General features: G+C 49.6%; 13 protein-coding genes. 3 read left to right on the forward strand and 10 right to left on the reverse strand.

Going from position 1 to position 15,189, the window contains the following annotated elements:
• Window positions 1-302 precede the first annotated feature (302 nt).
• Both glpT and glpQ read left to right on the forward strand, forming a co-directional pair.
• On the forward strand, window positions 303-1,655 hold the full coding sequence (glpT, locus tag IO95_RS09605) for a glycerol-3-phosphate transporter (RefSeq protein ID WP_023489561.1): 1,353 nt from the start codon (window positions 303-305) through the stop codon (window positions 1,653-1,655).
• 79 nt (window positions 1,656-1,734) lie between these two features.
• Window positions 1,735-2,826, forward strand: coding sequence for a glycerophosphodiester phosphodiesterase (gene glpQ / locus IO95_RS09610; RefSeq protein ID WP_023489562.1), 1,092 nt, complete (start codon window positions 1,735-1,737; stop codon window positions 2,824-2,826).
• Between the two features lie 66 nt (window positions 2,827-2,892).
• Here glpQ and IO95_RS09615 read toward each other — a convergent pair whose 3' ends face one another.
• From IO95_RS09615 to IO95_RS09625, 3 genes are all read right to left on the reverse strand, one after another.
• A complete protein-coding gene (locus tag IO95_RS09615) occupies window positions 2,893-3,957 on the reverse strand; it encodes an LLM class flavin-dependent oxidoreductase (protein ID WP_037385052.1) in 1,065 nt (354 codons plus the stop codon).
• 68 nt (window positions 3,958-4,025) lie between these two features.
• On the reverse strand, window positions 4,026-4,622 hold the full coding sequence (locus IO95_RS09620; protein ID WP_037385074.1) for an ester cyclase: 597 nt from the start codon (window positions 4,620-4,622) through the stop codon (window positions 4,026-4,028).
• 116 nt (window positions 4,623-4,738) lie between these two features.
• The gene (locus tag IO95_RS09625; protein WP_037385054.1) at window positions 4,739-4,948 is read right to left on the reverse strand and encodes a DUF1471 domain-containing protein; all 210 of its coding nucleotides are present in this window, start codon (window positions 4,946-4,948) and stop codon (window positions 4,739-4,741) included.
• Between the two features lie 299 nt (window positions 4,949-5,247).
• Here IO95_RS09625 and IO95_RS09630 point away from each other — a divergent pair, with 299 nt between their 5' ends.
• A complete protein-coding gene (locus IO95_RS09630; protein ID WP_023489857.1) occupies window positions 5,248-5,958 on the forward strand; it encodes a hypothetical protein in 711 nt (236 codons plus the stop codon).
• Between the two features lie 85 nt (window positions 5,959-6,043).
• Here the strand turns inward: IO95_RS09630 and IO95_RS09635 are convergent, their stop codons facing one another.
• The 7 genes from IO95_RS09635 to fdrA form a co-directional block, all read right to left on the reverse strand.
• The gene (locus IO95_RS09635) at window positions 6,044-6,946 is read right to left on the reverse strand and encodes a LysR substrate-binding domain-containing protein (protein ID WP_023489856.1); all 903 of its coding nucleotides are present in this window, start codon (window positions 6,944-6,946) and stop codon (window positions 6,044-6,046) included.
• 88 nt (window positions 6,947-7,034) lie between these two features.
• A complete protein-coding gene (locus IO95_RS09640) occupies window positions 7,035-8,621 on the reverse strand; it encodes a hypothetical protein (RefSeq protein WP_037385059.1) in 1,587 nt (528 codons plus the stop codon).
• Window positions 8,622-8,811: 190 nt separating this feature from the next.
• Entirely contained in the window at window positions 8,812-10,035 is a 1,224-nt protein-coding gene (locus tag IO95_RS09645; RefSeq protein ID WP_023492009.1) for a cytosine permease, read from the reverse strand.
• A gap of 117 nt (window positions 10,036-10,152) precedes the next feature.
• Window positions 10,153-10,545, reverse strand: coding sequence for a hypothetical protein (locus IO95_RS09650; RefSeq protein WP_023492007.1), 393 nt, complete (start codon window positions 10,543-10,545; stop codon window positions 10,153-10,155).
• A gap of 17 nt (window positions 10,546-10,562) precedes the next feature.
• Window positions 10,563-11,522, reverse strand: a complete 960-nt coding sequence (gene arcC, locus IO95_RS09655) for a carbamate kinase (RefSeq protein WP_023492005.1) — start codon at window positions 11,520-11,522, stop codon at window positions 10,563-10,565.
• Entirely contained in the window at window positions 11,519-12,940 is a 1,422-nt protein-coding gene (locus IO95_RS09660; RefSeq protein ID WP_023492003.1) for a DUF1116 domain-containing protein, read from the reverse strand. The genes arcC and IO95_RS09660 overlap by 4 nt, the downstream gene beginning before the upstream one ends.
• The gene (fdrA, locus tag IO95_RS09665) at window positions 12,937-14,496 is read right to left on the reverse strand and encodes an acyl-CoA synthetase FdrA (protein WP_023492002.1); all 1,560 of its coding nucleotides are present in this window, start codon (window positions 14,494-14,496) and stop codon (window positions 12,937-12,939) included. Before fdrA ends, IO95_RS09660 begins: the two co-directional genes overlap by 4 nt.
• Window positions 14,497-15,189 lie beyond the last annotated feature (693 nt).

Raw genomic sequence — 15,189 nt, forward strand, 5'->3', positions numbered from 1 at the left:
ATTTAGGCATAACTCCAGGAACAATTGTTTGATAAGGAGCAATAACGAGCAAGAAGCGAAAATAAAAAACCACAGTAGTGATTCAAATCACGCTAACAACCCCTTAATCACACTCAAAACGCTAATAAATCACTCAAAAAACATTAATTGTCATAAAATTGTAACAAATGCGCGCCACATCACAGAGAAAAATGCCAGCTTTCACTAGGATGATGCTCGTTATAGAACAATATCCGCTCAATCATCCTCAGGAGATCCGTTTCCTGCTGATGTAATAACTGATAAAGCCATCGGAGGCGCTCATGCTGAGTATATTTAAACCAGCCGCACACATTTCCCGTGTGCCACTCGATAAGGTAGATCCGCTCTACCGTAAGCTGCGCTGGCAAATTTTTATGGGGATTTTCTTTGGTTACGCCGCCTACTATCTGGTGCGTAAAAACTTCACCCTGGCGATGCCGTATCTGGTCGAGCAAGGGTTCAGCCGTGGTGATCTCGGCTTTGCACTGTCAGGTATTTCCATCGCCTATGGTTTCTCCAAATTTATTATGGGCTCGGTATCTGACCGTTCAAACCCTCGGGTATTCCTGCCTGCCGGGTTGATCCTCTCAGCCGCTGTGATGTTATTTATGGGCTTTGTGCCTTGGGCTACCTCCAGCATTGCCATCATGTTCGTACTGCTGTTTCTGTGTGGTTGGTTCCAAGGTATGGGCTGGCCGCCTTGTGGTCGTACCATGGTGCACTGGTGGTCACAGAAAGAGCGTGGCGGTATCGTTTCGATATGGAACTGTGCCCATAACGTGGGCGGGGGCTTACCACCATTGCTGTTCCTGCTCGGTATGGCCTGGTTCAATGACTGGCGTGCCGCACTGTATATGCCTGCGTTTGCCGCGATCCTGGTCGCACTGGTCGCCTTTGCCTTAATGCGTGATACCCCACAATCTTGTGGTTTGCCGCCCATTGAAGAGTACAAAAACGATTATCCAACCGACTACAGCGATAAAGCGGAAGAAGAACTCACTGCCAAGCAAATCTTCATGCAGTATGTCTTGCCTAACAAGTTGTTGTGGTACATCGCCTTCGCCAACGTGTTTGTCTATTTGCTGCGTTATGGCATTCTTGACTGGTCGCCAACCTACCTGAAAGAAGTGAAACACTTCACACTGGATAAATCATCCTGGGCCTACTTCCTCTACGAATACGCCGGTATTCCAGGCACCCTGCTGTGTGGCTGGATGTCGGACAAGGTGTTTAAAGGTAACCGTGGTGCCACCGGGGTGTTCTTTATGATCCTGGTCACTATTGCCACCGTTATTTACTGGTTGAACCCGGTGGGCAACCCGGGCATCGATATGGCTTGTATGATCGCCATCGGCTTCCTGATCTACGGCCCAGTGATGTTGATCGGCCTGCACGCCCTAGAGCTGGCACCGAAAAAAGCCGCAGGTACTGCGGCGGGCTTCACCGGTCTGTTCGGTTACCTGGGGGGGTCAGTGATAGCCAGTGCAGTTGTGGGCTACACCGTGGACGCCTTCGGCTGGAATGGCGGTTTTATGGTGTTGATCGGTGGTAGTGTGGGGGCGGTATTGCTGTTACTGCTGACCATGTTCAGTGAGAACAAACACAAGGCAGAACTGGCCGCCAAACGCCATTAACAACATATTTGCATGATTTAAAGGCCGCTTCGCGGCCTTTTTCCTTCCTCTGACAGCAATCAATAAGGAGTACAATGAAATGCGGACTCAAGTTAAAGCCCTGCTAACAGGGATACTGCTTGTCACCTCAATGGCTACGGCGGTCCAAGCCGCAGAGAAAGTGGTCATTGCTCACCGAGGTGCCAGCGGTTATCTACCGGAACATACGCTACCGGCAAAATCGATGGCTTATGCCATGGGAGCGGATTATCTGGAACAAGATGTGGTCATGACCAAGGATGATAAGCTAATTGTCCTGCACGACCACTACCTGGATCGGGTCACCGATGTCGCGAAAAAATTCCCTGACCGTCACCGTAAAGATGGGCGTTATTATGCCCTCGACTTTACGCTAGCAGAGATTCAGAGCCTGAAGTTTACCGAAGAATTTTTGGTCAAAGATGGCGTTCAGCAGCAGAAGTTCCCTAATCGCTTCCCGATGTGGAAGTCCGACTTCCGCATCCATACGCTGCAAGATGAAATTGAGATGATTCAAGGTATGAATCACTCTACCGGCAAAAATGTGGGCATCTATATAGAAACCAAAGCCCCTTGGTTCCACAAAACTGAAGGGAAGGATATCTCCAAAGCAGTGTTGGAAGTGCTGAAATCCTACGGTTATACCAAGAAAAGCGATAAGGTCTACTTGCAGAGCTTTGATGCCCCAGACTTGCAACGGGTGAAAAAAGAGCTGCTACCTGCCATGAACATGGACATCAAACTGGTTCAGTTGATCACCAATACTGATGATCAGAAGGTGATCGAAACCATGGAGATCCACCCAGATGGTAGCCTGACCCCCTACAGCTATGACTGGATGCTGAAACCAGGCGGTGCCGCCAAACTGGCTAAATATGCCGATGGTATTGGGCCATGGTATCCCATGATTGTGAAGAGCACTTCAACGCCAGGCCACATTGAGCTGACCACCTTGGCGAAAGAGGCTAAACAGCAAGGCTTGCAGGTCCACCCTTACACCTTCCGTTCTGATCCCGGGCAGGTTCCTCCTTATGCCAAGGATTTCAACGATATGTTGAAAATTTTCTATATCGATGCGGGGGTTGATGGTGTCTTTACCGACTTCCCGGATAAAGCCGTGAAGTTCCTGCAACAACACCAGTTACACCAGTAAACCCAACCAAGCCCCACACGCTCGGGTGGGGCTTTCAAAAAACACGCTCCCTAGCGTCACTTCAGCTTATACCGATTCACGGGCTATAAATGCTCGAAATTGGGGAGCAATGACAGTAGCTAGCACGTCGATATTATTTTTTACCAGAGCGAACGGCAGCGCTCCCGTATCAACGTGAGCCAAGAACTGTTGCTGCCGGTAGAGCTGATACTGATATTTCATTTTGGCGAGAATAGTGTCGGCCGAACCGATCATCATGGCATTATCAATAGCCAGCGAATGACGCAGGAAATCAATAGATGTCGAATCAGCACGTAATTCTTTCATCATTCCGTTGAAATAAGGGTAGAACTCCTCAACCGCCTGTTCATCACTCTGCGCAGTATGGAACCAACTCGTGGTCGTGATGGGCATCACCTGCATTGGATGGCCGGCTACCACTGCTGCTTGCCGATAAGCATCGATCGCCATTTTAAAGTTGTGAGCACTCCCTGCCAACGTCGTTATCATCATCGGCAATCCCTTATTTGCTGCACTCACCGCGCTGTCACTATGGCCACCCACCGCATGCCATATTTTCAATTTCCCATTCATTGGCTGCGGGTAGATCTGCGCATTCACCAACGGTGGGCGAAATTTCCCCTGCCAGTTGATGGGCTGTTGCTGTTCACTTGCTTGATTAATTGCTATCAGCAATTCGAGTTTTTCATCAAACAGAGCCTCATAATCGGCGGGGGAATATCCCAGTAAGCCAAAACCGCCTATGCGTGAGCCCCTTCCCACTACGATCTCCGATCGTCCATTCGAAATCAGATCGAGCGTGGCAAAATCTTCAAACACGCGTACCGGATCGAGGGTACTGATCACGCTGACTGAACTCATCAGGGTGATGTTTTTCGTCGCCTGTGCGGCTGCGCCCAATATCACGGTATGTGCCGCACTGACAAAACCCTTCTCATGACTTTCACCAAGAGCATAAATATCAAGACCAACCGCTTCAGCCTGTATGGCCATTTCGATTAAATTCCTAACCCGTTCCTGCTCAGTGGATTTTTTACCGGTTATCGGATCAGTCAGATGGGCCCCTATCGATGAGATGCCTATTTTGAAAGGTGATTTGTTGCTATGCATGATTAATTAACTCTTGTTCTTCTTGTACCCAATAAGTCAGGGGACTGGTTAGTCCCCATTATCATTAGTTATTTGAGCAAACCTAACTGCTTCATAAAGGTGTAGTCATCGTAAAATAACCACTCTTCATCCATTGTTCCTTTATCATTCCAGCGACCGATAGTGGCCATTTCTATTTCAAAGCGTTTGCCGGTTGGCTGAATCACCGTACCATCCGATAAAACCATCGGCTTAGTGAACGTGCCGCGCCATACACCAGTGACTGCAGTATAATTACCCTGACCAATGCGTACATGATGGATAGGGTTTTCAGTATCCGGTGCAAACGCAAAGATTTTCTTTGAACGCTCAAGATGGTCTTTTAAGCCATAAGTCACCGTACCATCGGGATAGTGCACAATAATATCTTCCGCGTGACTTCTATTCATCTCATCCCATTTTTGGTGACTATAGACATTAAAATCCAAGTCATCAAAATTCCTGAGATTTTTTTCTACGTTTTCTCGTTCCGTTTTAAATTCTTTCAATGTCTTGTTGATACGCTCTGGTGCTTTAGCATCAGATGTCGCAGAGAAATCATCAGGTTTATTTTCGGCTGAGAATACTGAGAAACTCATAAGCAGTGCGATAGCAATACCTGACTTTGATTTTATCTTAGAAGTCATAAATATAACCTTATTATTTCTATAGATATAATCCATACCCTTTTAATTTCAAGTCGAATATATACTCTTCCTGCGGCTAAAATTATTTAGGGTATGGCGAGAATGGCGGATATAAATCAGTTAACCAGTTTGGCCATCATATAAACACCGTTTTTATCGTGCGAAGCGATAATCTTATAATCTGCATTGGCTTTTTTTGCCTGAGCAGCTATCTGCGCCTCAGCACTGTCAATAGTAGAGGCTCTTGCAGTGACATTTTGAGCCAGGCTACTGAAAGAAACGAGAGAGGCAGCGGTAAAAAGAACAAAAAATTTAACCTTATTCATGGGAACTCCTTTATAGTAAATATATTATTTATCAAAACAATTACTGCACGAAACAAGGATATCCCAGTTGACCATTCTTAAACATGTTAAATAATTGCCATAGTCTTTCAATAAAATTGATGGTGCCATAATGATATGATTGAACATACATTTATCCCCACGGCCAGCAATAACATTCGGCATTTGGGTGATATATTGCCAAAATGTGGACTTATTCCCTGCAACGACCCATCATTAAGCCAACCCAATACACAGGTTGAACATGTACTCATCAATGATGATTAACAAGAGGATGGTTCGTGGAGCGTTCAGTATTATTGCATCATCTCAAAACATCATGCTATGCCTTCTCCGCCGTCGTGTTAACGGGTTGGGTCACCGACTCGTTGAACGAGGAGTTGATTTTTAAAACGTTTTTACGCCTGTTGCATCCGGAAGAGGTTGAACGTTATTCACATCCATTTACCGATCTGGTCAGCTTTTCCCTCTGGGCTATTCCGTTGGTGTTTACCACGCTGTTGCTGTTATTTGCCTCAGTGATGACATTACATCATGTTAAAAAACCACGCCTTTACCAAATAACGCACAAAAAACCACTCTTGCATGCTCCCCATGTTGCGGGTACCCCGACGCCAGAGCAATTAACCGCTTTTTTGCACACTTACGCGACTGCGGGGAAAATCTCACTACTGGTCCCCCACGCCTTACAGCAAGAATATCAAATGCGACTGGCAAGCATTGAAGAAGCTAACAATATTGATATTCACCTGCTAAAAGAAGATAACGACCTGCAAAAAATAGCCATGGAACTTGAGCAGTGGATAAAAAAAGAGGCCAAAAATAGGTTAAATGAACATTTGGGGCCGGTGTTTTTTGATATTACTTACTCATCACCGGTACGCAGCAGCGCCGCTTTATTTTGCAGTCTGGAGCAGGATATAGAGCTGATTCAAACGACGCCTGATGGAAAACTCACTTCTTATGACCTAGTCTGCAAGATCCAGGAATAACCTCGGTCTGCCCAGTGAGGCTATCTCAACGCCGACATAATAAGTGCAGGCTATATCTTGATGCTAGTGCTGGCTGAAGGGGAGTTTAACCATGTAACTTGGCACGAAACGAAGGTGCCAATAGATAGTCCATGCACCAGCGGCTTACTTTACCCATCCCATCGGAACGGGCCGCAAAGAAGATCTGTGTAGCATGTTTATGTTCTTGCATCGGCTTTTTAACCAATAAACCCGCATTCAACAGTGGCAGAACCAGATGGTGCGGCACATAACCAATCGCCACGTTGCGCTGAATCAACTCAATGCCCGTCGCAAAGTCGGGGACGAACATCGGCTTTTGCCCTTCTAGCAGCCAAGCCTGCTGCGGCACAAAATTAACCGCGGTATCGCGAATACAAACGGCGGGATACTGGCGCAACTCGGTATTCTGCAGCGGTTGAACCTGTATGGCTAACGGATGCTGTGGCCCAACGACAAAATCCCACTCCAGGTGACCAATAGATTCACTGACGATCCCTTCGGTGCTAGGTACCGCATGGGGGGCACCAATCACCAGGTTAGCCCTTTTACCATATAAGGCATCCCAACAGCCGTTATAGACTTCGGTATCGATAGTCAGACGGGTAGACGGAAATACGCGCTCAAAATCACAGACAAACTCGACGATAGCGGAACGAGGAATAATGTTGTTCACCGCAATCGTCAGTTCTTGTTCCACACCACTGTGGATCAGTGCGGTATTGCGGCGTAAAGCATCCAGGTCATTAAGAATGGTTTTACTGTGTTCGACAAAGTACTCACCCGCCGGAGTGAGTTCGATATAGCGGCCTTTACGCAGCAGGAGTTCAACACCAAAGCTCTCCTCTAGTTTTTTAACCGTGTAGCTAATCGCAGAAGGGACTTTATTCAGATGTTCGGCAGCGGTGGTGATGCTCTGGTATTTCGCAACCAGATGTATAACCCGCAATGTCTCATCGGAAATAAACATAATGACTCCCTGAAGTGGCCTGGAGAGGAGAGACTGCCAACCCAAGGTCGGGCAGTCTGCTCATTATGCTGGATTATACCACGCTCACCTAGGCGCTGATGGACTCTTCTTGATTACTGACGGGCTCCCAGGATATTTTTTCACCCTTTCTGATCTGCTGCCAAGTTAACAGACAGAACATCAGCCCAACAATAAAGTAAGCCAGGCTCACTGCCGGGGTGGCATTAAACGCCAGTTTGTGTCCGTGAATAAAGCCGAAAAACGACAGCATTGAGGCGATAAAAGCAAAAACTGCCGCCCAGTTAAAGCGACGGTCAATAACAAACACTGCAATAGCAGCCAACATCAACCCCGCCAACACAGCACCACTGCCCAAGGTCGCCATACCATTAAGCAAAACACCACTGCCGCGCAACTGTTCAGTAAACTGCAGCGTTTTGTCCACACCAGTGGCATTAATTACACTGTTCATCTGGCTATTCGCCCACTCAGCAATATTCGGAATAAACGCTAAAATAATCGCTGGAGCATGGCGTTTCGGTGTCTCTTGGAAAGCCTGGGCACCGATAATCAAGCCGATAAACAATAAAATGGGAATAATCGCCACAAGAGGAATAATGGATAAAAAAACCGCCGTCAAACCGAGGAAGCAGACCAGCGAGATACCAATACCAGTGGCTAACGAATAGCCTACGCATCCCCCGACTGCTTTCCAACCAGGATGGCCAACATAAACCGCTGGCGGGAACGGGGAACCTAAAAATGCCCCCGCAATGGCGCCCATACCATCGGCAATTAATACCGCACGTAGATTATAATTGTCCCCTGCTGCAGAAGCAGACTCAACATTATTAATTACCTCAGTAAAGTTATAAATGCCCAAGGGGACAGCGGTAACCAGCAGTGGCCAGACTTGCGCCATGGGAAGTGACAGCACGTCAGCAGTGAGTATGGGTAAATAGACGCCAAAGTGGTTAAATGACCCACCTACCTTGGACAGATCCATCATATTACTGAAACCAAAAAAGGTCGCTCCCCACGCCAAAGCGGAACCGATAATAATCACCGCCAGACCACCGGGGATGCCGAAAGGCAGACGGACACGCCCCATCCAGGAGATCAGAATAATCATAAAACAGATTAATCCAATCCAAGGGGTTTCATACATCAAAAAACCCGGACGCATGGCGATAAACGTAATGGAAACCCCCGCCAACGCACCTAACATGGCGGCTCTTGGGGTATATTTACGAATTGTCGGGCCAATAAAAGCACCCAGTAGCACAATGCACCCCACCAACAGTGCCCATACCATACCCAGGATCCAGCTTAATATGGGATTACCGGTGCTAATGTAGGTCGGCAACATCACCATAAAAACCACAATAAACATTTGCGGTACGCTTGGCCCATAAGGCAGTGCGGTTACGGTATTTCTCTTTTCAACTTTAGCTTTCTGGTAGGCAATGTAGGTATAAAAAAGGTTACCTATCAGTAGAGCAATCCCTAACGCAGGTAAAATACGGCTGTAAACATTAACCTCGGGTATTTTAACGACATAGAGGCATAACCCGGTTAACACCAAGGTATTGACTAATATATTGGTAAACAGACCAAAAAATGCATTTAAATCGCCAACACTCCACAATTTTGGTTTAAATTTTTCTACCTGCATGCTACCTGTCTCCGACAATAAACACGAAAAATTCTTATTTGATGGGTATTTTTAGGAAAAGCATAGACTGACTCACCAGTGCCAACCCTATCTCCCACCGATCTTCAAATTGCAGAGATGTTGACTAGGTGATGAGTCCCTTCCGTGGGACTCGTACCGTTGTCGCCTTGCGGCAACTTGGGTCTCTAGATTACTTTTTCTGGTTCAGCCGGCTTAACAGGATATACCCCAAACAAGCCACCAGAATTGAATCCACTGAAGGGATGGTCGTCAAGGTAAACATGTTATTGACGGTCATAAAACCTACCGCAGAACCGGCAGCCCAGGCGACAAATGTCAGCAGTTTAACCTGTGGTTCTGTCGTCAGCACCGTTTCCTGATAGCCATTACGGCGATAAAGGAAAAAGTCGGCGACATAGATACCGGCCACAGGTGGGGTGGCAATACCCAGGAATAACAGGAACGGAATGAACCAGGCCATGATATCCATGCTACCTACAATCGCCGCCAGCACCCCGAGTGCCAGTGTGATCTGCCATTTAGGGAAACGGGTGAACAAGGTTGATACCACCAGCGTACCCTGGAACATATTCCCGGCGTTACCGGTAATGCAAGCGAAGACCAGCAACAGCGCCGCAGGCAATACTGCACCGAATACCGCCATCGCGGCCAGCAACGACCCTTGACCACTCAAGGCGCTAGGTGTCGCCCCCACCCAATACAGTAGTGGATAGGCCACCAGAAAGGTGATAATTGCCCCAATCAGGGCATGCTTGCGGTTATGCACAAAGCTACCAAAATCCGGTAGGGTTGCCACCAGCACAATAATCGTCCCCACCACGGTAGAGACCGCCACACCAGTATCCATGCTGGCTAAACGCTCACCCAGTTCAACCTGCCCGTGGGTAGCAACATACAGGATATAGCACAACACCAAGGCAATAATCGGTACAGCAATTTGCGCCACTTTGCCCAAGACAGCAAAACCAAAGGCGGTAGAAGCGACAAAAATACAGCACCCGACCACCACCAACAGGGGTACTGGCAGGACCAGGCCATACTGTGCCAACAAATCATGCACCGAGTGGCCGAACATATTGGCGGTGACGGCAATCCAACCAAACAAACTGATGGCCATCAGAATATTGATAGCCACCGCACCACGCTCACCAAAAGAGTATTTCACAATGCCGTAGGTTGGCAGACGCGCCTTTTCACCCACACAAATGGTGATAGCAGAGAGTATCGCCAGGATCAGGCCGCCCAATGCCACCACACTGATCAACTCCGTGCGGGATAACTGATTACCCAGGCTGGAAGAAGAAAGCAGTACCGGAGTGACCGCAATACCCAACAGGATCATCGCAATATGAAATCCCGATGCGGTGTTGAGGTTTTCCTCTGTTTTACGCATATATTACTCCTCGTGAATATACCCGATGAACGCCAAACCGCATGGCTCCCCAGCAACCAGCTAAAGCCAGCCACTGGGGTGAAATGCCACTTGAAACCGGGTATATAAGGCTAAGACTTAGCCAGTAAAGGTTTCACCGGTATACTGACGCCAGCCACCCTGCTCGGTAATTTCCTTTTGCCCTTCCAGCAGCCAAGGTTCGGCTAATACCCCGAGCACCACACTGCCATCCTGCAATTTCACTTTACCAATCGACAACCCTTCAGGTTCGCTCAGTAATAGGGTGGCAAATGAAGCCATCGGCAGTTCCCACAGCTCTAGCGGAACAGAAATCCCCCCTTCCATCACCCGGATCATCCCTGGATGACGATCATTAATGCTCCACAAACGGTAGTGGGCATCGGTTTGATCTTCACGAACAAAAACACCGCCGGCGGCAATCATATTGCCGTTCAATTCCAAACCACGCATCAAAGTGCCATTTACGGCAACCAAAGTCGTCTGGCTCATCGTTCTTTCCTTTCCTGTTAGGGCTTAATCCAAGTGCCGGTCTGGTGATTCAGTGCGGCTTTAATGGCTTGAGGGCTGGTGATCAAACCCTGGCCGGTTTTTCCTTGTTGCTTGCTGTTCATCACAAAACGCAGAATCGCTTCCACCTTCGGCTGCATACTACCGGCACCAAACTGCCCTTGCTGCAACAAATCCTGTGCCTGTTCAATGCTTAATGCATCCAACCACTGCTGTTGTGGCGTACCGAAATTAATTGCTACCTGTTCGACCCCAGTAGGGATCATCAGCAAGTCTGCGCCCAGTTGTTCAGCCAGCAGTGCAGAAGCCAGATCTTTATCGATCACCGCTTCCACGCCACGTAGTTGTTGGTGCTCATCCTGCACCACCGGGATACCGCCGCCGCCACAGGCGATAACAATACAGCCCTGCGCCAACAGTTGAGCAATCACCTCCCGCTCGATAATCTCCAGTGGCATCGGTGACGCTACGGTACGCCGCCAACCACGGCCCGCATCTTCCATCACCGTCCAGCCCAACTTCTGCTGGCGCTCCAATGCAGTCTGGTGATCAAAGAAGGCGCCTACTGGCTTGCTCGGGTGCTGGAAGGCCGCATCATCGGCACTCACCAGAGTTTGCGTGACCAAAGCCACTACCGGCCGTTGGATACCGCGACGTAGCAATTCGTTATGCAGCGCTTTCTGGAACATGTAACCAATGGCACCCTGGGTATCACCCACGGCATAATCCAGTGGAACCGGTGCAACTTCTTCCGCCGCCAGTTCTGAGCGGCGCAGAATAAAGCCTACCTGTGGTCCGTTGCCATGAGTCAATACCAGATCCCAACCGGCCTCGATCATCTCGACAACATGCCCCACCGTTTCCATCACGGCCTGATACTGGTCTGGGATGCTGTTATGTTGGTCGTCCTGGATCAGTGCGTTACCACCAACAGCAACCACCGCTAAAGGTCTGCTCATACTGATTCTCCTGCTGGCAACGTTTGCGCCAATGCTTCAATGGCTTCAACAAAACACGACATTGGTGCAGTTGTAATCCCGGCGCCAATCTGCCCAACCCCGGCTTCTTTATGGGCGATTCCGGTGTTAATTACTGGCAGAATCTGACGATCGGCCACTTTACGCGCATCAATACCCGCCGCTGTCGGCGCAAAATTCAAGGCTGGCAACGTAAAGGCTGGGTTAGCCCCAATGGTGATAAACTGCATACGACGGCTGTTATTGGTGGCATCTGCTGGCGTACCACCAACAAATTTCACGATGGCCGGTGAAGACGCCATGGCAAAACCGCCGACCCCAGCAGTTTCAGTAATCGCGCTATCCCCCAAATCAGCCGCAGCGTCATCAACGCCATAACCTGGGAAGAACAGCCCTTCCACGGCGTTGGCCGGTGCCTGGAACCAGCGGTCACCGGTACCGGATAAACGGATACCAAAGTTGACACCATTACGTGCCATCACGGTGACCATTGAGCTGTAAGGCACGCCAGTGGCCGCATCCATCATGGCTTTACAAGCCGCCATGGATAGATTGAGGAAGAAGTGATCATTACCGGTAATAAATGCCACCACGCGCTGCAACGTTTCTACCGGCAGGTTGCAAGTCAGTAATGCCGGTACCAGACGCTTAATCAGCAAACCTGTCGCTGCGGAGTTACGGTTATGAACCTCATCCCCCATATGCAGGGCTTGCGCCATCAGTGGTTTCAATTCCAACTCACCAATCTGACGAACGGCCGCTTTTAACGCTGGAGCCAGTTCTTGCTTCATCCACTGCAAACGCTGCAACACTTCATCATTGTTGGCACCAAAGCGCAGGACTTTACCCAACCCTTCATTGAAGTTGCTAAACGCGCGCTGGCCATTGGTTTTATTCTCAATCACCCAGACTGGCATGGATGGACTGATGATACCCGCCATCGGGCCCACAGCCTGGTGATGATGGCAAGGCTCCAGAGCCACTTTACCGTCTAGCACCAAACGTTCAGCCGCCTGATGATCGTTAGCCCATCCCTCAAACAGGATCGCACCAATGATCGCGCCTTTCACCGGGCCGCACATATCTGGCCAGGCAATCGGTGGCCCAGAATGCAGGATCAACTTACGCTCGGCCATCGCCGGGATAGCCTCCGCCGCACTCATCACGTCAATCAGTACCGGTTGAGCGCTCAGGTAACGCTCAAAAGCGATCTGGTTAGCTTGTTCAACCAGCGGATGACGGACCAATGCCGCCAGGTCCAGACCGGCCTGAATATTACCCATTGCAGGTGGCTGCCATTGCAACGCAACCACATCACCTTGGGCTTGTTTTAAGTTATCGGCAAAACCGGCCAGCCCGGCGTTAACCACTTTCAATGGCTGTTGAAATAATGGGTTCATGCTGTTTCTCCGTTTTTCTCAGCCTGAATACGAGCCACCAGGCTAGCCCACAACGCCGCCTGGGCATTGCAACCAGCAACCAGTACACCTGCCTCACGCAGTGCAGCAACTTGACGTGAACGCTGTTGGGGATCGGCTTCTGTTCCACAGACATGGGCAATCAGTAACGGGCCATTGCTGCTGTGATGTTTAGCCAGTAAAGCCAGCAGTTCAGTAGCCGGTTCCGCAGAGGCGCCATAACCCAAGACCAGATCAAACAACACCACGGCAGTTTCTGGATCATTCAGTTCCTGCTCGATACGCTGGTTACGCAGGGTAGGGTCGATCATCGGGTGTGGTCTGCCACGGGTGAAATCATCGTCACCCATATCGATCAAGGTATGCCCTTCACTACGCCAGATATCTGCTAAACGGGTGTTGCCTTTAACAGGGGTGTTGGATGCGGCAATAAAGCCTTGCTGTTGGCATAGCAACTGGCCTTCATAACAGAAGGTTCCACCGGCGAAGACGCCACGGATAGCCCAACGGGAAGCCGCTAAGTCTCCAATGACTGACTCCAGGATCTCAATATCCTGCTGTGGAATACGAGTGACTGAATCAGGTACTACGGTGCCATTAGCCAGTGCCACGGCAATGCCGGCTGCATCAGCCAATGTGGCGGCGGCAGTCACCCCTGGACGGGTGATATCTTCCGCTGCAGCACCCAGGAAGTTCACCACTACTGGCTTGCCACACGCCTGGGCACGCTCAAGAATGCGCTCTGCTACTGGACGAGCGGGTGGTTTGGAGATCAGAACAATCACCTGAGTTGCCGGATCCGCAGCCAGCGCTTGCAAGCCGTGCAACATGGAAATCCCGCCGATCTCTTCATGCAAATCGTGCCCACCGGTACCTAGTGCCTGGGAAATCCCCGCACCAAGCTGATCAATACGGCAGCTCACTTCCTGCAAGCCGGTGCCTGATGCCCCAACAATGCCAATCGAGCCACCTTTCACCACGTTAGCAAAACCCAGTGGTAACCCATTGATAATGGCAGTGCCACAATCCGGGCCCATCACCAGGCGGTTTTTACGCTGCGCCAACAGTTTGATCTGTTTTTCCTGCTCCAGGCTAACGTTGTCACTGAACAACATCACGTTCATATCCAGATGCAGCGCCTTGATAGCTTCAGCCGCCGCATAATCCCCAGGCACGGAAATCAACGCCAGATTAATGTCCGGCTGTTGTTCCGCTGCCATTTCGAGACTCACCAAAGTCGGTGCACGCAAGCCGTCCGAGTTGCTTTCCTTTGGCTTGCTATTAAGTCGTTGGTGGGCAATTTCCAGCGCCTCACGGCAAGCGTCTTCTTCGCCACGCACCGCAATAATCAGATCGTTTGGCCCGGCCTTGCAGCCATCATCCAAACCGGCGTCACGTAGTTGGCTAAGGTTGGTTTCCGTCCCCATGACGACGGAGGCCTGTTCAATACCAGGGAGTTTGCTAATCTGTGCAGAAATCTGCATCAGCGAAACCGAGTCCTGATAAAGATTGGCAAAAACTTTATGCATTACACTCATCGCATTTACCTGTTCGAGTTTTGCCCGTCACTGGTGTTCGGGCGGAAGGGTTCTTGACTGAAAACAATGATTTTCAGCCTATTAAAACCAGAAAATTGAGATCCGAGTTGATTCTAGCTATCGGCAATCTCCCTGCCACTTGAACCGCTCTACCATTTGAATCTCTCTACCACTTGAATAACAAAGAAAAGAGTTGATACTCGCAATAACCTGAGTTGCAGGAGGGGGAGCAAGGCCGCAGGCTGCCAGTCACAGGAATAAACCATGAACCTGGCGCGAACGGCTGTCGCCAACGCAGATGCAGCTTGCCCTATTACGAGTATCTTGCCGGGCTCAGAGTGAGCGTTGCCATGCTGTCAAAGCGTGTCACATGCCGGCTAATCCATTAAGAAATGCCGGAAACACCGTGACTGTCATGGGTTTCTCACCCGAATCCGGCGGTACTACCCACGATACCCCGGCTCACTCAAGTTACCGCGGACAAGCCGGCCGCTTGAGTGGCAATGAGTATCTATACCCAAAATCATTCAAGTTGCTTAATAGCCCGAGATACTCGGGACAAGCCTACTGAGGGGCTATGATGGGATACTTCCCTGTATCCCACTCTGCGGGCCGACAGGTGTCGTTCAAATTTGCTCCTGGCAAATTTGTCGGCGGCTCACGCCGCTACGCCCCCTTCAGCACGCTTTCCCT

The sequence above is a fragment of the Serratia sp. DD3 genome (genome assembly GCF_000496755.2).